This window comes from Neobacillus sp. MER 74 (assembly GCF_023714155.1).
Window position 1 is genome coordinate 1 of the sequence record NZ_JAMAUV010000038.1, and the last position, 20,726, is coordinate 20,726.

10 protein-coding genes and 5 pseudogenes are annotated in these 20,726 nt (G+C 36.4%); 4 read left to right on the forward strand and 11 right to left on the reverse strand.

Annotation, left to right across the window (positions count from 1 at the left end; all coding sequences use genetic code 11):
• Positions 1-218: 218 nt before the first annotated feature.
• Positions 219-479: an Ada metal-binding domain-containing protein gene (locus tag M3610_RS26540; protein WP_098573484.1), complete on the reverse strand. Its 261-nt coding sequence runs from the start codon at positions 477-479 to the stop codon at positions 219-221.
• A gap of 150 nt (positions 480-629) precedes the next feature.
• On the opposite strand from M3610_RS26540, the pseudogene M3610_RS26545 reads away from it, so the two are divergent.
• A pseudogene (locus tag M3610_RS26545) lies at positions 630-1,070 on the forward strand (WYL domain-containing protein); the annotation flags it as partial.
• A 411-nt stretch (positions 1,071-1,481) separates the two neighbouring features.
• On the opposite strand, the pseudogene M3610_RS26550 reads toward M3610_RS26545, so the two are convergent.
• Positions 1,482-2,374, reverse strand: a pseudogene (locus M3610_RS26550) (Rpn family recombination-promoting nuclease/putative transposase).
• 404 nt (positions 2,375-2,778) lie between these two features.
• Between M3610_RS26550 and M3610_RS26555 the strand changes: the two are divergent.
• The gene (locus tag M3610_RS26555; protein ID WP_311315863.1) at positions 2,779-5,103 is read left to right on the forward strand and encodes a TOTE conflict system archaeo-eukaryotic primase domain-containing protein; all 2,325 of its coding nucleotides are present in this window, start codon (positions 2,779-2,781) and stop codon (positions 5,101-5,103) included.
• 181 nt (positions 5,104-5,284) lie between these two features.
• Here the strand turns inward: M3610_RS26555 and M3610_RS26560 are convergent, their stop codons facing one another.
• The 6 genes and pseudogenes from M3610_RS26560 to M3610_RS26585 all read right to left on the reverse strand — a co-directional run bounded on the left by M3610_RS26560 (position 5,285) and on the right by M3610_RS26585 (position 14,049).
• Positions 5,285-7,228, reverse strand: coding sequence for an AAA domain-containing protein (locus M3610_RS26560; protein ID WP_251463488.1), 1,944 nt, complete (start codon positions 7,226-7,228; stop codon positions 5,285-5,287).
• Between the two features lie 239 nt (positions 7,229-7,467).
• Complete coding sequence (locus M3610_RS26565; RefSeq protein WP_251463489.1) at positions 7,468-8,883, reverse strand: transposase; 1,416 nt, start codon at positions 8,881-8,883, stop codon at positions 7,468-7,470.
• A 4-nt stretch (positions 8,884-8,887) separates the two neighbouring features.
• Positions 8,888-9,293 (reverse strand): annotated as a pseudogene (tnpA, locus tag M3610_RS26570) (IS200/IS605 family transposase).
• A gap of 90 nt (positions 9,294-9,383) precedes the next feature.
• Entirely contained in the window at positions 9,384-11,252 is a 1,869-nt protein-coding gene (locus tag M3610_RS26575) for a DUF4011 domain-containing protein (protein ID WP_251463490.1), read from the reverse strand.
• 586 nt (positions 11,253-11,838) lie between these two features.
• Positions 11,839-12,786 carry a response regulator gene (locus M3610_RS26580; protein ID WP_251463491.1) on the reverse strand — a complete coding sequence of 316 codons (948 nt, stop codon included), beginning with the start codon at positions 12,784-12,786 and terminating at the stop codon, positions 11,839-11,841.
• A gap of 10 nt (positions 12,787-12,796) precedes the next feature.
• A pseudogene (locus tag M3610_RS26585) lies at positions 12,797-14,049 on the reverse strand (ATP-binding protein).
• A 377-nt stretch (positions 14,050-14,426) separates the two neighbouring features.
• Between M3610_RS26585 and M3610_RS26590 the strand changes: the two are divergent.
• Together M3610_RS26590 and M3610_RS26595 are read left to right on the forward strand one after the other, a co-directional pair.
• On the forward strand, positions 14,427-15,407 hold the full coding sequence (locus M3610_RS26590; protein WP_251463496.1) for a glutaminase: 981 nt from the start codon (positions 14,427-14,429) through the stop codon (positions 15,405-15,407).
• A 110-nt stretch (positions 15,408-15,517) separates the two neighbouring features.
• The gene (locus M3610_RS26595; protein WP_251463492.1) at positions 15,518-16,951 is read left to right on the forward strand and encodes an alanine/glycine:cation symporter family protein; all 1,434 of its coding nucleotides are present in this window, start codon (positions 15,518-15,520) and stop codon (positions 16,949-16,951) included.
• A 227-nt stretch (positions 16,952-17,178) separates the two neighbouring features.
• On the opposite strand, the pseudogene M3610_RS26600 reads toward M3610_RS26595, so the two are convergent.
• From M3610_RS26600 to M3610_RS26610, 3 genes and pseudogenes are all read right to left on the reverse strand, one after another.
• A pseudogene (locus M3610_RS26600) lies at positions 17,179-17,427 on the reverse strand (acyl-CoA thioesterase); the annotation flags it as partial.
• A 154-nt stretch (positions 17,428-17,581) separates the two neighbouring features.
• Positions 17,582-18,874 (reverse strand): Glu/Leu/Phe/Val family dehydrogenase, encoded by a 1,293-nt coding sequence (locus M3610_RS26605; protein ID WP_251463493.1) that lies wholly within the window; start codon positions 18,872-18,874, stop codon positions 17,582-17,584.
• A gap of 369 nt (positions 18,875-19,243) precedes the next feature.
• Positions 19,244-20,494: an MDR family MFS transporter gene (locus M3610_RS26610; RefSeq protein ID WP_251463494.1), complete on the reverse strand. Its 1,251-nt coding sequence runs from the start codon at positions 20,492-20,494 to the stop codon at positions 19,244-19,246.
• Between the last annotated feature and the right edge of the window lie 232 nt (positions 20,495-20,726).

Below are 20,726 nucleotides of genomic sequence, written 5' to 3' on the forward strand. Positions count from 1 at the left end.
TTTGTTTTCTATCTTCCCCAAGAATAAATGGCATATTAACATCTCCTTTACTTAATGTATTCGACATTAATATCCATTTTCTTCTAAATGTTCAAAACAAATTTAAAATTGTTAGACAGACTCACGTACCGTTCGGTATACGGCGGTTCAATTAAGTTTGACGTAGAAATTCATATCTTTGATATAGACTTTTGAGCCCTCGACTACTCCAATAAGAGTTATTGAGGGTTTAGACATGCAGCGCAGGGCCTGAATCCAGCTTTAATCGCGGTTTCCTCATCCGCAAAAAACACCCTTACCTTTAAGTCTCCATATTTAGCAAGAGCCCTTAAAGCCGCAGGACAATCCATTGTACCGTATACTTTTGTTTTGCGATGACCACCGTATGTACCTGGGGTTTCACTTTTATAAAATTTCCGATCCGCACCCATCAATGTATATGTTTTATAAGAACGATCGTTATCTACATTTTCACCCATTCCATTACCTCCAAAAACTTTAATATATACTTATACGACAAACTACATAATTCCTCTTGAAAAACGGTGACATAGAACTATTGAATTCTAAAGAACTTTTCCTCCCCAGGAACCAGCCATTTTTCTTCTTGAGGATAAATAAAGTCTTAACCCATTTATCTCTTACACCTGTATCGTGAAAAAAGCTTTTGGCTGATTGAAGGCTTTGACTTAATGGAAGAGAAGCAACGAATTTTTCCTGTCGACAATCTCACCAATGTAGAACCATACACTACGAAGCAAAGACTAAGTGAGAAAAGGATTTTTGAAAGACTTAACAAGCAGGAAAATATAATCAATCTGGTCCTTGAATTGGGCCCAAGAGCGATTGCCCAGTTCAAAAAATATCATCCATTAAAAGTTTCCATTTCCTATACGGATCCTTACTAAACCACAGCCGTTCTAAAGACTTTTATCAATGTAAATAACAAAGAAGAAATGGCCGAAATAACCAATTGGCTGCTTTTCCTAGGTGGGGATATCAAGGTCAGGGAAATGCCGGATGAAGTCTTGGATGGTATAAAAGAGAGATTATTCCTATATTCCTCATAAATAGCGCTAGTTAAAACCACATATAGATGCGTTACGGTGAACTGTGACAAAATCAAGTGAGGTTATCTCTTTAAATAGAAACAGCACCATTCCAATGAGTGTGGATGGTGCTGTTTACATTAGATGAACATTTGTTGCATGAAGGGTCACACCCACGCGGCTTCGGCTCCCTGGTAAATTTGATAGGCTGGAACAATTGTGTCTGACACAATTTCTTTTCCTTTTTCGCGAATATAGTCAAATTTATAATAGGCAGCAAAGCTTTGGCTGATTTCTGTTTTCATCAGTCAGACGGAGTCACGATGATGAATTAAAACTTCAGTTTTTCGACAACTGAGAATATCGGGTCAAAGACCTGTGCTGAAGCGGCTTGTCCAAACGGATTACCCAAAAAGGTGCCTGACCCCCATCCTACAGCCGCGCAATCTCTCCTATTTCCAGCCCTGTTATTTCAGCAATCTCTTGAATTGGCTTACCCTTTTCTTTCATCCTTATAGCAACCATCTTAATTGCTTCCTGTTTTCCTTCCAGCCTACCTTCTTGTCTGCCTTTCTCAAGGCCTTCTTGATTTCCAAGTTCTCTTCCCCGTCTTTCATATGAATTAATTATTTCCATCACCTTATCGGCCTCTTTTGCACTCATTTCCCTCACCTCTTCAATAACTTTTTGTTCCTCTTCTTCTGTTAACTGTAAATAGGTATCAAAAAAACCCATAATTAAGGTTTGCTTTGCTGGATCCAATTTCAAGCGGAGCAGCATAAATAAAAACTCCACTTTTACCTCTGTTTTCTCCCTTTTAGTATAACCCATTTTACTTAACAGCGCCGCTGCGACTGGGTTATCTTGGCGAAGGTAGTTTCGCCAATTTTCCTTATTTAAATGAATCGTAAAATATTGAAAGTTCACCACTTGTAAGAATGGAAAATCAATTGAAAACGAGTCAGGCTCTTGTCTTTTTGAATCATGACTGAAGATAGCAATCGGAAGGATCCTTCTGCGGTATTTTTCATAGAGGCGTCCGAAGTAGATAAACATTCTTTCATTAAAATTGTGCTGGTGTTGAGCTTGGCTTTCAACATGGATAACGATTAATCCATCTTACCTTTTAGTTTTGTTTCAACTAAAAGATCTAGCCGATATTTTTCCCCTTCCGTTACATCGGTTACAATTTCTTCTGATAAAAAACGGAAATCATGAAAGTCAATTTCCTCATAAGCATTGGGAAAGAATAACAGAATGAATTCTTCGAAAAACGTTGACAGCAATTCCTTAAATAATCGGTCATGATCGATGTGTGATGCCATTGTCTACCACTCCTATCCTTTAATCATATACACTTGCCTTTGTGTAATGTTAAGAATTTCGTTCGAATGAGAAATACTTAATTAAAATGTTGAAAAACTTTAATGGACGTTTTATAAAATGGGAAATTGAGCTGGATTTTAATGGGGATTTATTAAAGAAAGAGTTTTATGGATTGAAAAATGCCAGAGGAATTGAGAATATAGTGAAATGTAATAGCAAGAAAATAATAGCATTTCTTTATTAACTTTTGTTGAATATTATGCGAGCTTCACTAAAATTTAACAAATTAAACCTAACTCCCTTTAAGTCTGCATATCCTCTCAATGTTACATGTTTTGAAAATGACTTTCCTATTATCGTATAATTGATTCATACAAAACTATAATATTTTGAGGTAATAAAAGTGAAATATGATTTATTAATGAAAGAGTTAAATCAGCTAAAAAAAGAAAATGAACACTTAAAACGGTTGCTATCAAATATGATGCATCAACGAGAAGAAAAAGCAGAAATTACAATCGATGCAAACATAATTAGTAATCGGTCCTTACCAAAAGATAAAATTAATGTTTTTAAAAGTTTATTTAAGGGAAGAACAGATGTATTTGCATACAGATATGAATCTATTAATGGGAAGAGTGGTTACAGCCCAGCTTGCGATTTGGAATGGCAAAAACCATTATGTCAAAAACCACAAATTAAATGTTCCGCCTGTCAGCATCGAAGGTTAACTCCCCTTAACGATCAAGTATTATTTAACCATCTGAGTGGAAAAAAAACAGTCGGAATTTACCCTCTTCTTCAAGATGATTCATGTTTTTTTCTTGCATTTGATTTCGATAAACAAAACTGGCAACAAGACGTTTTGGCATTTGCAAAGGAATGCAAAGATAGTAATATTCCCGTATACATAGAACGATCTCGATCAGGAAAAGGTGCACATGTATGGATCTTCTTTTCAGAAAAAGTTTCAGCAGCTTTAGCCAGAAAACTTGGGATGTATCTTTTAACGAAAACACATGAAAGAAGACATCAAATTGGGTTTGACTCATTTGATCGTATGCTGCCAAATCAAGATATACTTCCTAGCGGTGGATTTGGCAATCTTATCGCTTTGCCACTTCAGCTCCATTCAAAGAATGAAGGGAATAGTGTATTTATTGATGAAAATTTTATACCCTTTGAGGATCAATGGCTGTATTTATCTTCTATTGAAAAAATGAATAAACACGATATTTCAGCCGTTTTAAATACACTTGGACAATTACAAGTAAATGAACCAAGTTTGAATATAAAAATCCCAAAGAAAATCAAAGTCATTTTAAAAAACGGCTTGTATATCCGAAAAGATGGAATTCCTTCTGAAATTTTATCAAAAATGATGGCATTAGCTACTTTCAATAATCCTGAGTTTTATAAAGCGCAGTCCAAGCGAATGTCAACCTATGGGATTCAAAAGGTGATTATCTGCTATGAAGAGAATTCTGAATATCTAATACTTCCCCGTGGCTGTTATGAAGAATTAGAAAAACTGTTAAAAAGTTATTCCATTGAACTTGAAATAGAAAATGAATCATATGAAGGAGATTATCTTCAAGTTAACTTTAATGGACAACTTACATCGCAGCAAGAAGATGCCATCCAAAAATTACTGGAACATGAAAATGGGACTCTAGCAGCGTCTACAGGTTTTGGAAAAACGGTTACCGCTGCGGCACTTATAGCTAGAAGGAAAATTAATACCTTAATAATTGTGAATAGGACCCAACTCCTTCAACAATGGGTGGAAAGTTTATCTACCTTCTTCGATGTATCATCCAAAGACATAGGACAAATTGGCGGCGGCAAAAAGAATATATCTGGACAAATTGATGTAGCTACCATTCAAAGCCTAAATTCTAGGGGTGAGTTAAAATCATTTATTACTCAATATGGACAGATTATTGTTGACGAATGCCATCATATCTCTGCTTACAGCTTTGAAAAAGTATTAAAACGTATCCGCGCTAAGTATGTGTATGGGCTGACAGCTACACCTATTCGAAAGGACGGATTGCACCCCATTATCTTTATGCAGTGTGGCCCCGTACGCTACAAAACTGATGCAAAAGCACAAGCGAAAATTCGCCCTTTTAAACATACATTAATACCGACATATACGAATTTCAGATCAAATTCAACTAATCTTCAAGAAATCTACCATTCCATTTCAAAGGATGAACAGCGAAATCAATTACTATTTGACGATGTTTTAAATGAATTAGATAAAGGAAGTTCCCCTCTTGTTTTGACGGAGAGAATTGAACATCTTGAATTCCTTCGTGATAAATTTAAAGGGTTTGCCAAAAACATTATTGTCCTTACAGGGAAAATGAATAAAAAAGAACAGAAGATGGAATTGGAACGCCTGGCTAAGATTCCAGATAACGAAGAGCGACTCATAATTGCAACCGGTAAATACATTGGTGAAGGTTTTGATGATCCCCGTTTGGACACTTTATTTTTAGCCATGCCAATATCTTGGAAAGGGACCCTTCAGCAATACGTTGGACGGTTGCACCGAATTCACTCTAACAAGCAGGAAGTTAAAGTTTTCGATTATGTTGATGTCCATGTACCTATATTAAAGACAATGTTTGAAAAGCGTCAAAGTGGGTATAAATCATTAGGATATGTTTCCTTGAATAATAAAGAAAACAGTTCAACCGAGCAAATGCAAATGTTTTAGGGGGAAGGAATTTGATTGGATTTCCAAGCTCGATATTGGGGGCAGTCTCCCTGTGAAACAGTAGCATATATTCAGGTGGATTAGCCCTAAAATCGATGGTCAAAGGACATACAACAAAAGAGAGTGCAAGGGAATCCCACATTAATGGCACTTACCTTGCACTCCGTTAATAATCTAATATTTAATTGATAACTTTCTCTTTTACAGACTCCTTCTTCAACAATTCCTTGACTTTCTGATCTATTCTCTCTATCTCCGCTGAAGAGTTCTTCCACCAGTTTCGACTCCAAATCCGTTCGATGGTCCAGCCTCTGCTTTCTAGGAACCGCTGGCGGTAAACGTCTCTTTCCTTCGCATTTGCGGAGCTGTGATACATGGCTCCATCGCACTCGATTCCCAATATATATCGGGAAGAATCCTGCGGGTGAACAATGGCCATGTCAATGCGGTAACCTGACATCCCTACCTGGGTGGTAACCTCATACCCGAGGCTTCGTAGTTGATGATACACTTGCTCTTCAAACGGTGAGTCGAAGTGTAATTCTTTTTCCTGTACATGGGTATTTACATTTTCATTGACTTCTTGGACAACAGCATTGATCTGCTCCACTTGTGAATTAGAAACAGCCCGTACATATTTTAGATAGGCCTTCAGTAATTTCGGACCTATTTGCGAAGTGCTTGCCACATTCAATTCTTCTGGCTCAATACTTGAAACCACCGTGATTCCTTCTTTAGCCCGTGTGACCGCAACGTTCATACGATTTTCTCCACCCTTTTGATTCAGCATCCCAAACCGGTTATACACCTTACCTTCCTCGTTTTTCGCATAAGCGATTGAGAAGAGGATAATATCCCTTTCATCCCCTTGCACATTTTCAATATTTTTTACAAAGACGCGTTCATCGAGATCCCTGGTTAACATTTGATTGTAAACGGAGCTAAATTCCTCATCTTCACTCACTAGTTGATCAATCTGATCCTGAATTTTCGATTGCTGCTTGGAGTTAAACGTGATAATCCCTACGGTTTTTCCAGGCTGATGGATTAATATATCTTTAAAAATGTTGACGACTTCAACCGCTTCCACTTCATTGGACTGGTTAACCCATCTTCCTTCGACTTTTTTCCATTTAATCGCTGGTGGGTTTTTAAATGGAATCACATTGGGTGCTATTTGTACGTGCCCGTTGTAAAATGCATGATTGGAATAATTGATTAACTCTTCATATTTAGAGCGATAGTGCCACTGAAGCAGCCTTTCAGAAAACCTTCTTTTCGCTAAATTTAGCAAACTAATGGAATCATCTGTATCGTATTCTTCCTCCTCATCATCGTCATTAACAAAAGAGGATTGAAACAGATTAGACGGTGGCAATTGTTTCTCATCCCCAGCAATAATGACTTGTTTAGCCCGGTAAACTGCCGGAATCCCACTTTCTACCGTACACTGGGAAGCCTCATCGAAAATAACTAAATCAAATAATCCTTCTTGTAATGGAAAAATAGACGAAACAATTTCCGGTGAAGCGAGCCACACAGGCATAATATCGACGAGACCATTGCCAGCAAATTCATTCACTAATCTCCGCAGCGGCCAAACTTGCCGCTTCTTACCGACCTGATGTTTTAGCTCTCTTATATTCCTTGAATGAGTGGTTTGAACGGTATCCACTTTTTTGGTAAGGTTATGAATTAAAAACTGTGTCCCAACCTTCCTTTTTTCCTCAATAAGCCCCGCAAAGGATTCTCTAATTCTTGAAAATTTATTCGTTGAGATTTTCTGGACCTGTGGATGTTTCCTTTCCGTTTGATCAATCCATTGGACGTAGGCGGAGTTTTTTAATAAATCCACCCAGTAATCAGAAAGCGTTATTTCATTCTTCGATGTTTTCTGTTGAAGGAGAAGAAGCACTTTCTTCTCGACCTCAGAACATTGATTCCAGTAAACATCCATTAACTGCAGTTCTTCAAAATCACGATGGATGTATTCAACCATTTTATCTAGTTCATTTAACGGAATATCACCTTCTGATATTCTCGTTTTTAAACTGTTTACTTTTGAATCCTGAAGATATTTTTTTAGCTTGTCTACCTCTTCTGCCATTGCTTTTCTGACACTCACCCATCATAAATGAAGGGGGTTCCACCTTTAAACAACCGTGGCTCTTCCAAATTCTATATTTACTATAAAAGATGGACTTCACTTTGGTCTAAAAGGCTTCGACAGCCGAAATCGTTCTAATGCAAATAATCAAAACAAGATTATTTACATGGGCTCGGATTCCCTTGCCACTCACAACTTATTGACTGTTTCGGGGTATGTCTGCACCGAGAGATTTAACCTATTAATCTCTTAGGAATTTATACACCAAATGTTGAGATCAATTTTCTTTCTACTTTCATGTTTTTTAAATTGGAAATGCAATCATTTAAAACATTGGAAAGTTGAAACCACTCTTTTTCAGCCTGTTGAAGAACTACTTGATTTGATTTTGTTACATATCTAGCTAAAAATGCACTGTATAAATCACGTTGTGCCACGACCCCGCATTCACAGATATGCCAGCGTTCCTTGAGTCTTTTTTTCTTAATAGCTCCACAATGACAGGTCTGCGATAATCTTGTGGAGTAAGTCGGAAACTCTCGAAAACTGCCACCCTGTGCTTCCACTTTTCGTTTTAACATTTTCAAAAACATACTTGGAGCTTTTCTACCGATACTTTTTCCGAACATTTTTTGAAAAGCTTTATAGGAGAGTTTCTCTGTTTGAATGGAGGACGCTAGTTGTAGGATTTGATTGGTATCTCGACCATGGAGCTGTTTTCTTACTTCTTTAATTTTACGTTCCAATTCTCTGTGTTCTGCACGCGTTTTTATGTATCTTTTGGAGGTGGTCCACTTCTTTTTACCTTTTTTCATCACGCCATTGCTTTGATAGTGATTGGGGTTATTGGCTCGTCGTTGCCGATCCATTTTCCGATTGATTCGTTTATTTTCCTTATCGATTACTACCACTTCTTCACAAAATTCCTTTAATTCGGCTTTCGATTCCCCTACAATTGCAATCGTGGAAGGACCGATGTCTAGTCCAACCTCTTCCTTACCTAATTCATATTTACGATGGGGGGATCCTTCAAGAATCAATTGAACATAAAAGCGATTTTTCCCCTTCACTTCTTTTTTAATGAGTCTACAATACTTTATTCTATGGTTTAGGGCATGTTGCATCCATTGATCGTTGGGGTCGATGAGGCATTTTAACGAAAGTGTTTTCCTGATAAAAACATACCCATTCGAGTAAGTTAGAAAAGTTTTGTTGTTTTTGCCTTCTAAGGAGACAAATTCCCCCTTTCGTTTAAACCTTACCTTTTTCGCTTTCTTAAAAGCAAATTTTTGCACAGCCTTAAAGGCTCTAGTTGAGAGTTTTTGACATACGTGGGTCCCTAAATGTTCCGCAATAAACTTCGATGAATTCTTTGTTTTTGTCCCGAAGGATTGGATCGAATAATCTGTAAAACTAAACGTCGCATTAAGATGTTTAAAATTAGCTCTCCGCTTTTCTATATCTATTTCCGAAGTTTTAGATAATCGGACAGTCTCTTTATATAATTTGGTGTTTTGAATAGCCTTAATCCGCTTCAAACCTTCTCCTAAACAAGCATTATAAAGCTGTCTACCACAATCAGATAACATCAAAATCACCTTTTCTTCCTGTGCATTCGTTCTTAATCGAATCGTTGCGATAAAAGAAGGCGTTCTTTCGGTAGATGCTACCATGGTTTTACACTCCTCTTTGATTTTCTATGTACTGTTTTACAACATCTAAGGGTGTTCCGCCAACAGTAGAAACAAAATAGCTTTTAGTCCATATAGAAGGAATTCTACTTTTTAACCATGGGAATTCGTTACGTAGGTATCGAGAACTTCTTCCTTTCATCATTCTTATAAGTTTATTAATTCCAAATTGCGGATTGCATTCAACAAGTAAATGAACATGATCTGGCATAATTTCCATTTCGATTACTTCAGATTTTGTCTCTTTTGCAACCTCTAATAGAATAGATTTAAGCCTTTCATCTACTCCATCTACCAATACATTCCTACTATAATTTAGGACACCAAACCACATGATATTTACAAGAATACACTACATTATTATTACTTTTATATTGAATTAGATTTTTCATATCATTATTATATCAATTATTCTATCTAATACCAATAGAAAAGGAACGTTTGTTCTAAAAATAGATAAATAAATAAATAAATAAACAACCTTACTCCATACATGAATGCAGGGGCTTGCGGTTGTTTCTTTTTGTCACTATACCCAACTGATGCATAATAACTAAAGATTTCTTGATCTTAAGCCATTCTGACGAACTTGTTCCTTTAAATTTTTCCCCATCAAGTAATTCTTCAATAATGTTCTTACCCGAAACAGATGTCCACCACCAAAGTCTTAAACCTTGTAAGGTTCTTTTCGTGCCATCCTCTAAATCGGGATAAATCTTCTCCAACTTATTTTCGATGAGCCACGTGTACGCTGGCGTAATTTTTTCATGATCTAGGGAGTCGAGGAATTCGACCGCTTGTTTCGCTTTATCTACAAGATCATTCAATAGCTCGATCGCTTCCAATTTTTCTTTCATATTAAAATTAGCGAATGTTTTACGCTCTTTAAGCGGGAAATCCTCATCACCAAAACGATCATACCATTCCGCATAGGTGTACACTTTTTCTGAGATATCCACTAACAAATCTTTATTTATAGACGGCAGCACCTCGTGAAGATCAACAATTTGCGTGGTTTCCCCGATTGGCTTCGCTAATCCATACAAATCGTATAATCTTAGCCCAAAGTCTTGATAACTGTATAAGGCAGAAGCAATACTGTTCAATAACTCTTCTTGTGAGGATAATTTTTTGGAAGTAGAAGATAACTGATTCATCGCATTCTCAAAAGACACCTGATTTTGCTCTAGAACCGCTCCCACTTTTGCATAAAGCTTTTTCCGATCATTCTTTTCGTCGTGAACAAGCGCAACATGATTACTTAAGCCCAATCCATCCAGACGTTGGTATACGACATCCAAAGCCGCACGCTTTTGACAAACAACGAGTACTTTCTTCTCCTGTTGAAGCGCATCCGTAATCAGATTAACAATAACTTGAGATTTGCCTGTTCCAGGCGGTCCATGGACAACAATCCCTTTTTTATATCGAGCTTCTTGAATAATCTCTTCTTGTGACCCGTCCGCTTGTAATAGGTTTAAAATGTCAGGGGGATTATTATTCGTCTTTTCTGTTTTGCTAGGTTCCCCATCAGTCTCAAAATCCTTATCCTGCGGTTCGATTAAATCGCCAGCTAAGGATAAATCACTTTCTTCTGATCGGACAATGAGTTCCTCATAATCTTTAACAAGCGAAGACCCGCCTTGTGGGAAATTCCCGATTACTGCATTCTCCAACAAAGTGAAACCTGCTGTTTCCGGAACCTCTTCCTTCCTATATTCCTTCAGTTTGCTAATACCCTTAGGTGTAAAGGACACATTCATTTCATGATTTTTTAAAAATTGGAGCCACTCTTCATAGTTATACTCCGTTGCTAATTCCGCAGCTTGATCAAAGAAATCCTCTGTAAATGTTTGGTTGTTTAGCTTTTTAAATGCTAAGAACAACGTCCGATTGATTTGAGGACCACCTTCATCTATTTTTATCACCCATTTTTGAGCATTCACATTGTTCTTTTCTAGCCTTATCGGATATAAAAATAATGGCGCTTGAAAAAACGTGCCATCGGACAAGGTGCCTGACAAAAACGGAAACCCCAGGTAAAAATCATGAATACCTGTTTCGTCTTCAATTCCCTTAATATTTCGATATAAATCCGTGAGTTTTCTTGAAAGACTCATTGAAAGTTCATTAGTAATAGTTGGCTTAAGTAGGATGACATCATTCTTGGTTTGATGAATGATTTGTTCTACTATATCAATACTTACCTTTTCTTTAGATAATCTTGAGAGGTTATCCAGATCAGTTAAATCAAAACTCCATTTATTATAAAGCTTCAATAATCGAATCGAACGATTCCGCCGACTAATGTCATTGAGCTTGTCCCTCATATGTATTAACTTGTCTTTCATTACAAGACCTCTTTCCATTGTCCAAATATCCATTAATACCCATTATACATATTAGATATGACGGTTATTCTTGTTCCAAGAGATTATTATTTTAGATCTATCGAAAATATTATATCAAGAAATTGGAAATACATTGAGATATCTTTTAACTATTATAAAGAATCAATCATAACTGACATCAAGTTTCATCAATTTGGCGGTGCTAGGTCAATCCATTTGATACTAGTTTCTCACCCATTTTACTATTTAATTATGGTCCAATAATACAAAAAATGCCAGAACACTCCAATAAGGATATGTCCTGGCATTCCAACTGTAAAAGATAATTTGAGAGGATTTGTTTTTAGATTTTATACTTTGCTGGGACTTATAAATAAATTTAAGAACTGATGTGGATTCTACCGAATACGAAACTTACAACCTGGCACGCAGGCTCAAGCAGTTTTGAAGTTAGAGGCTAGGGATAATAACAGTTTAATTATAAATTATGAAAATTATTGATATAATGAAGTTTTAATTAGTTACTTTGTGATTGAGTTTTTGTTCGGACTAATCTTACACCATTTCATTTTTAATCCAATAATAACTACCTATACTTAAATATTTCCTCTGAATTCAGGCGTTTCACTTCATAAAAAAATACTTGAATGAATTTTTTGGTATTTACTCCAGTTTGAGTTGCTTGTATTGTTGTATTTTTTTGCAATTCCTTGATCCTTTGGTGGACGACGGTAAAATCAAAAAATTTTGAAGCATAATTTTCAAACTTTGGATTTGAAAAATCTGTTAAACCTAGAGACGCAAAATAATTTAACGAATGAGTAATCGCCCTGCGAATGCGTTGTTCTGAAGCTCTTATCTCTCGAGTAATATCAACTTGTGCAGCTGATAGTCCAAGTTTTTTTTTCGATATTTGTACAAATATCTCTTTAAGGGTTGGAAAATGTTGTTCAAAAGTATGTGTAAGTTCATACTTAAATAAATATTGAAGAATTTCTATTAAATCTTTATGCCCACTTTCTCCTACGATCCCTAATTCAGCCAACAGAAATTCCCCGACCTCTAGAATTCTTTTTTCATTTAAAATATTGGATTTATCAACTTTTGGCTGATTCAAATTTAATAAACTATTTAAAGAGGTTTGGATAACATTAATCGATCTTTCTAAATTGATCCGTTCCATTACTTTTCGAATAACTGTTAATACTTCAATCCGATTAATTGGTTTGCTAATATAATAATCGATTCCGAGAGAGAAAGCTTCACCAATTAGTTCTTTTGATTCAACTTGTGAAATCATGATAATTTTTCCTGAAAACTCACCTTTTATATGACGAATTGTTTCAATACCATCGCGGATTGGCATTAATAAATCAATAAATAAAATATCAATTTGTTTTAAATTCAAAATGTTTCCTTCTAGTAGGCAGCCATCTTCCGCTTCCTCCACCACATCTCCCAGATCTTCGTCTTCAATTATTTGGCTTAAGATTGAACGAATAGCACTATCATCATCCGTTATAAAAAAACGCATGGAACCACCCTTACCCTTTCTGTATCAAATTAATAATTGGTAACTCGATTGAAAAAACAACGCCGTTGCTATGATTATTCTGGAATAGGATCTCTCCTTCAAGGTCTTTCACTACTTCTTTTACATATGAAAGTCCAATCCCTGTTGAAGGTGTTCCTAAATGATCATACTTCGAGGTAAATCCAGGCTGAAAGATAGCATTTTCATATTTTCCAGGGATGCCAGGTCCAGTATCAGCAACTTGAAATACAACAGTATCACTAAGTTTACGCAGACTTAAACGAACGCTTCCCTTCTCTATAATTGCTTCCACTGCATTCGCTACTAAATTATTGATGAGAGATAACACGGTATAAACATGATAATTGGGATGGTTCCCTTCTACGGAATATAAAAATTTAATCTCTTTCCCTAGTGAGTCGGCATATTTTTTATTTATTTTTATAATTAATTGAATTAATTCAGCAGCATTCATATAGTCTTGAAAACTCTCATTAGTAATTAATTTTGAGAGCCCTGCAAAAATTCGTTGGTTATCTTTTTTAACTTCATGAATTTCACCAGCAATACGTAATAACTTTTGACTAAACTGCTGGTTTAATACATGATGTCGTTGTTCCTGTTCTTTTAAATTGCGATATAAATGATAAGATTCCTTTGTTATATTCTCTACATTTTTTAATGTTTTTTTTAAATAAATCTTTTCCTCATATAAATTGGAAATAAGCATGAACATATGTTCATTTTGTTTTCTAATTTGTCTTTCCCTCTTCTGTACTTCATACAATTTCATCATATTAAAAAAGCTAAGAACAATAAAACTGTGGGTGAACGCGATCATGATGATCTCACTTAGTTTCGTGAATGTTATCGTTGTTTCTAATACGAAATATTGAATCATTAGTTCAACCAAGTCGGACAAAATTTCGATTAAAAGGCCAATAAATCCGATCATTAAGGGTCTATTTTGAAAGCGATTTGTTTTCACTAAAAAAAAGAGCAAAGAATAAGTGAAATAATAGAAAAAACTGGGATATTGGGCTTGGAAGGAAGATGTCCAGTCAAAATTCTCCTGCTCAAAAAGGTCTAAAAGAATGCGAAAATGAACAACTGCCGTTCCTGTTAAAAAACCCGGTAAAACTGCTGGTGTTTTCTGTAGCAGTAACAAAAAAAGAAAAATGCCGGGGCACCTAAGCTTACTCGAAATGTTTCATTTAAAGGATAAAACTTTATTTCACCTGCCAGTGGAACGGTTAATACCATTAGAACAAGAATATAGACATCTTTTTTAACTAAAGAACTTAGGTTCAAGAAGTCACCTCCCTAGTTTTATTTGAAATCAGTATACAGTCTCATCGACCTCAATACAACGCTAAAATGATTTATAAGAAATCTATTACTAATTGGGCTAATCCCACTTTTGAAATATATTTTTTAGTTTTTTTGTAGTTTTCAGTTGGATTATATAGTTTCAATCATAAATTAAAGCTACGTTTTTATGGAAATATTCTGAAAGCGCTTTAAGGTATTCAATTTTCATGTCTTTATACCAGTCTATTATTATTTCTTCTGCAGAAGGTATTAAAGGCAGGAAGTTTTCATTCAAAAAATTAGAGAGGTGGAAGGATATGGCTGAAGGGATGATTAAAGGCCAAAACGATAAGCTTTATAGCCAAAGGAATGCTTTCTTAGATGAATGGGTTGCACATTATAGATCCTTTGCTACTAAAGGGCAAACCGCCAATTATATTCCTGCTTTAAGAACGAAAAACGTATCGCATTTAGGCATTTGCATTATAAGACCGGATGGAACAGCGATAAAGTCAGGGGATTCTGAAGTACCTTTCACATTGCAAAGTATATCAAAAGTGCTTAGCTTTATAGCCGCATGCTTGAGCTGTGGAATTTCTTATGTGTTAGAGAGAGTTGATGTAGAACCAACTGGGGATGCCTTTAATTCCATTATTCGATTAGAAATGCATAAGACGGGAAAGCCGTTTAACCCAATGATTAATGCTGGGGCGATTACCATAGCTTCACTACTGCCAGGAGAAACTTCAAACAAAAAATTAGAAGTTCTTTATCAATTAATCGAAAAACTGATAGGAAAACGTCCGGCTATTAATGAGGAAGTGTATCAATCTGAGTGGAAAACATCTTACCGAAATAGAGCTTTAGCTTACTATTTAAAGGAAACGGATTATTTAGAATCGGATGTGGAGGCAGCTTTAGAGGTTTACATGAAACAATGTTCAATAGAAGTAACCACAGAAGACATAGCCTTGATTGGACTGATTCTTGCACATGATGGATATCATCCTTTTCGTCAAGAACAGGTCCTGCCCAAAAAAGTAGCTAAATTAGCCAAAGCCTTAATGCTTACTTGCGGAATGTACAATGCTTCGGGTAAATTTGCGGCATTTGTCGGGTTGCCAGCAAAAAGTGGTGTATCTGGGGGCATAATGGCGTTAGTTCCTCCAAACATCAGAAGTGAACTGCCTTTTCAAGATGGATGTGGTATTGGTATATATGGACCAGCTATTGATGAATATGGGAATAGCCTAACAGGTGTTATGTTATTGAAGCATATAGCACAAGAATGGGATCTAAGTATTTTCTAGCAAGCATATGCAGAAACTTTGCTTCTGCCAAGTAATAAAAGGAAGACACTAAGTCGCTAGATCTTTATTTTTAGATATCAAACTACTAAACTTTTACTGGAGTGATACACATGCAACAATTACTACATGCTATTATTAGCTTTTCAAATGATTTTCTATGGTCAAAGTTATTGATTATTATGCTAGTTTTATTGGGTCTTTATTTCACATTTAAATCGAAATTTGTACAGTTTCGAATGTTGAAGGAAATGGTCCGTGTTTTAATGGAGGGGAGAACTGGTTCTAAAGACAGCATTTCGCCATTTCAAGCGTTCTGTATTGGTATGGCTGCACGCGTTGGAACAGGTAATATTACAGGAATTGCGATTGCGATTGCATTAGGCGGTCCTGGAGCGGTATTTTGGATGTGGATTATTTCTATTATTAGCTCAGCATCCAGCTTTATTGAAAGTACGTTAGCACAAATATATAAAGTAAAAGATAAAGACGGTTTCCGCGGCGGCCCATCTTATTATATGGAAAAAGGATTAAACAAGCGTTGGATGGGAGTATTGTTCTCCATTTTAATTACGCTTTCTTTCGGTCTTGTATTCAATTCTGTACAATCAAATACTGTTACGATTGCTTTTGAGAACTCATTTGGTACAGATCGTTTAACTGTAGGGATTATCATGGCACTTGCTTTCGGTGCGATTATCTTTGGCGGTGTAAAGAGTATTGCAAAACTGGCTGAATACAAGGTTATGCTTTTAGCTGTGTTATACATTGGTGTTGCATTGTTTGTCATAGCTGCGAACATAACAAAAATGCCGGAAATTCTTTCTCTTATTGTTAAAAACGCGTTTGGCTTTGAACAAGTGGCAGGTGGTTCACTTGGAGCTGCGCTCATGAATGGAGTTAAACGTGGCTTATTCTCGAATGAAGCTGGTATGGGGAGTGCGCCAAACGTTGCCGCAACAGCAACTACAAGTCATCCGGTAAAACAAGGACTTATTCAAGCATTTGGGGTATTAATTGATACACTGATTATCTGTACAAGCACAGCATTTATTATTTTACTTTCTGATGCTTACAAACAACCTGGGCTAAATGGTATTGCACTTACACAAGCAGCATTAAGTGAACATATCGGTTCATGGGCATCAGGCTGTCTTGCCATCTTTATTTTCCTTTTTGGATTCGGTGCGTTAATTGGTAACTATTATTATGGGGAAACAAACATTCGCTTTTTACATACAAGTAAAGCATGGTTGATGCTATACCGAATAAGCGTATTCGCCATGATTATATTCGGTTCAGTTGCAAAGATTCAACTTGTATGGGATTTAGCTGATTTATTTATGGGCTTCATGGTGATTGTAAACCTAATTGCCATTCTCCTATTATCAAAAGTAGCATTTAGTGCATTAAACGATTACATTAAACAGAAAAAGGATGGTAAAGATCCCGTATTTTATAAAGATACTATTAAGAATCATGAGAACATTGAATGTTGGGAACTCTCTCAAGTTGATTCTACCTTAGAAGAGGAAAAGGCCATATAATCATACCTTTAAACCCCTTATGGTCTGAATATCTATAGATTTTTTCCGGTAGAATCCTGCATACTTATCAAAAACAAATCCACTACTTTGACATTCAAGTAGTGGATTTTCTAGTTATCATAATAAGGTTCTTATACAGTAGCTGAAGCAGAGGAGCAATAGTTAGAAAAAGAAAAAAGCCTGATCCTATTTGATACAGGCTTTAAACTTTTATGTTAATTCATGAGCTAATTTGTAGTTAAAAATGAGGCTAGTTCTTTACTTTTTTGTTTTCTTTCTTTGCGGATTCTTGTTCGCGCTGGAGCAGTTTCGTGTAATTTTCTCTCTTCTTTTGTTTCCGGAATAACTTGTGGAACACGCGTTGGGCGTTCATGTTCATCAAGTGCAACAAATGTTAAGAGGGCAGTCGCTGCTATCTTACGCTCACCGCTTTTTAAGTCTTCTGCAATAATTTTTACAAATACCTCCATTGATGAAGTACTCTGTTTACGTTATATATACATCATTACAGGGTTATCCTCTTCCTACCTAAAAACAAATACCCAAAATATTAAGCGTTTTGACATTTTCTTTTAATCAAGCAGTAAGTTTTCGTGCACGACATTCTTTGTTTCTATGAACCTTTTAGCATTATATCCAGCCCCGAAAACGCGAAGCTTCAGCCGGTTTTCTTATTCCAACCATGTATGCTGCTAAACGCATATCAACATGACGGGTCTGTGATGTTTGATAAATTTCTTCAAAGGAAGCGACCATTACGTTTCTCAGTTTTTCAGCAACCTCATCCTCTGACCAATAATATCCTTGATTATTTTGAACCCATTCAAAGTACGAAACGGTGACACCGCCTGTACTTGCCAGTATGTCCGGTACAAGGAGGACTCCTCTTTCATCCAAAATTTTTGTTGCTTCAAGGGATGTTGGTCCATTCGCTGCCTCCACCACAATCGCTGCTTTAATACGACCAGCATTTTCTGCTGTAATTTGGTTTGAAATGGCAGCTGGTACAAGAATGTCACATTCTTTTTCAAGCAATTCTTGATTCGTAATGACATTAGTAAATAAAGTTGTTATTGTACCGAAACTATCGCGTCGTTCAAGTAAATAATCAATATCAAGTCCTTCTGGATCATATAGAGCGCCATATGCATCTGAAATACCAATCACCTTTGCACCGGCGTCATGCATGAATTTGGCCAAAAAGCTTCCTGCATTTCCAAAGCCTTGAATTACGATTCGTGCACCTTTTAATTCAATGTTTTTTTTCTTTACAGCTTCTTCAATACAAATTGTTACACCGCGAGCTGTTGCTGTTTCACGACCGTGTGACCCTCCTAAAACAACCGGCTTACCCGTAATAAAACCAGGAGAATCAAATTCACGAAGACGACTGTACTCATCCATCATCCACGCCATGATTTGAGAATTTGTATACACATCGGGTGCCGGAATGTCTTTTGTCGGGCCGACAATTTGGCTGATTGCACGAACATATCCACGACTTAATCTCTCCAGTTCCCTAAACGACATGTTTCTCGGGTCACAAATAATACCACCTTTTCCACCGCCGTAAGGGAGATTTGCAATCCCGCACTTTAGACTCATCCAAATCGATAACGCTTTTACCTCAGCCTCATTAACTTCAGGATGAAAACGTACTCCACCTTTTGTCGGACCTACTGCATCGTTATGTTGCGAGCGGTAACCGGTAAATATTTTAATAGACCCGTCATCCATTCGTACTGGGATACGTACCGTGATAGTTCTAAGTGGTTCCTTTAACAGCTCATATACATCATCGGTATACCCTAAATTTTGAACCGCCTCTTTTATGATCAACTGAGTTGAACTTAATAAATCTTTTGTTTCACTTTGCTTATTACCTGGCTTTTGGACTTGATCACTATTAACAAGTACTGTCATTTTTCTTTACACCTCTTAGTCTATAAAATGGTTAATTTGAACCCAATCATCTAATAGAATACTTTCATGCTGAAGTATGAAATTTGGGAAATCCCCACCTCCTGAATCCTAAAAATGAATGAACAAAAAAGTATTTGAAGCCTTGTTTTCTTCACCTGCTCAATCAGGTTAACTCTTCACTATAATCCAAAATATTAAACGCTTTCACATTTTCTTTATTAAAAACGTAGCTTTACTTTATAATAGGGACTACATAATGATACGGAAAAATACAAAAATAAGATGAATTTTTTTAAAAAATCCCCAAAAGAAAAACACCTCCTGCAAGTCATATTACGACTTAAGGGGTGTTTTTTCCTTTGTCTCATTTTATATTGCCCCCTTAGTGGTTTTATAGTTTGCTTGATCTATTGAATCCTTATTGTTTAATAAAAGATGACCAAATTGAAAAAATGGATAAGCCACTACTGTTAATAGGGCTAGAATGCTAAAAACAACGAATCCTGACCCAAAGCCAAACGAAGCCAACAGCATACCCCCAACCCATGCACCTGCACTTTGACCAATGAACATTAGTCCTGATGCACCGTAGTATGCTCCTCGTAAATGGATTGGAGCAATATCACCAATTAACACATCACCGATAATAAAGCATAGAATTTCACCTATTGTAAACAGCACCATTGCAAGTATTAATAAGATAAGAGAATGTGAGATACCAAAGCCTACAATCCCAGCACCAAACAGAAAGCTTCCCACCTTCAAAGCTGTGAGTGGTGAATATCTTTTCATAAACCGAATAATCGGATATTGAAGCAGCAGAATCGATGCGGCATTAGTGAAGAATAAGATGGAATATAATCCAACTTTGTCACTTCCTAAATATTGTGCAAGTGTTGTATCAAGATGGGCATAACCCCCTGCTACAAAAATATTACCAATCAAAAAATAGCGAAACACTTTGTCCCTACTAATTATTTTTAGACTTGATAGGAGTGAAGTCTTTTCCGTTGTTTCCGAGATTTTCACTGATGTAGCATATTTCTTTTTCCAATAAATGATAAGAGTTCCATAGACAAAATATATCAATCCACTCATGATGAAGGGCAATGTCGTTTCAGATGCACCTAATGATAAACCTACGAGAGGACCAATTGCTCCCCCTATGTTAATAGCGAAATATCGCGCATTAAATACATCTACTCTGTTTTCTTGAGGAGTCAAATCGACTAGTAAAGCCCGAGCGGTTGGCTCAAAGATACTTCTACACAAACCACTAAGAGCATTTAAAAGAATAAATTGCCAAACATGTTCTCCCATGGTAAAACCAATAAAAACGAAACTCCATAGGAACATGGAAAACATCATCACTGGGAATCGACCAATTTTGTCTGACCATGCACCTCCAAAAAAGCTTGAAAATGTACTTACAAAGAAACTCACAGCTAGAATGGCACCCGTTGTTGCTGGATCAATTCCCTTTATCTCATGTAAATAGATTCCCAGAAAAGGAATACTCATGAAGAAACCGGCTCTGGACAGAAACGTTCCAAAAATTAATCCCCATGCAATCGGGTGAAAGCAGTTTAAATGAAAAAAAGAGAAAGCTTTTTTACCCATGAAAATCCCCCCTAAAAATGATTAGTGAATTTTCTAATCTATTTTTACTGTAGCATTTATGGATGTTGCCATCTCTTTAAAAATTGCGATTTAATACAAAGCAACGTAAGCCCCCAATCAAACAACGCATATAAACCCGCAGCTCCTCTTGGTACGATACATGTATCAACTAAAGGAGGTGCTTTTTCTTATGCCAAAACAAAAATTAACAATCGTCCCCGTTTCACTCCAC

What these genes read in the sequence shown, in the direction of transcription:
- M3610_RS26580 (WP_251463491.1), bottom strand. Translation starts at nt 12,786, where the DNA reads ATGCGTTTTTTTATAACGGATGATGATAGTGCTATTCGTTCAATCTTA.
- M3610_RS26605 (WP_251463493.1), bottom strand. Translation starts at nt 18,874, where the DNA reads ATGACAGTACTTGTTAATAGTGATCAAGTCCAAAAGCCAGGTAATAAG.
- M3610_RS26590 (WP_251463496.1), top strand. Translation starts at nt 14,427, where the DNA reads ATGATTAAAGGCCAAAACGATAAGCTTTATAGCCAAAGGAATGCTTTC.
- M3610_RS26575 (WP_251463490.1), bottom strand. Translation starts at nt 11,252, where the DNA reads ATGAAAGACAAGTTAATACATATGAGGGACAAGCTCAATGACATTAGT.
- M3610_RS26540 (WP_098573484.1), bottom strand. Translation starts at nt 479, where the DNA reads ATGGGTGAAAATGTAGATAACGATCGTTCTTATAAAACATATACATTG.
- M3610_RS26595 (WP_251463492.1), top strand. Translation starts at nt 15,518, where the DNA reads ATGCAACAATTACTACATGCTATTATTAGCTTTTCAAATGATTTTCTA.
- M3610_RS26610 (WP_251463494.1), bottom strand. Translation starts at nt 20,494, where the DNA reads ATGGGTAAAAAAGCTTTCTCTTTTTTTCATTTAAACTGCTTTCACCCG.
- M3610_RS26565 (WP_251463489.1), bottom strand. Translation starts at nt 8,883, where the DNA reads ATGGTAGCATCTACCGAAAGAACGCCTTCTTTTATCGCAACGATTCGA.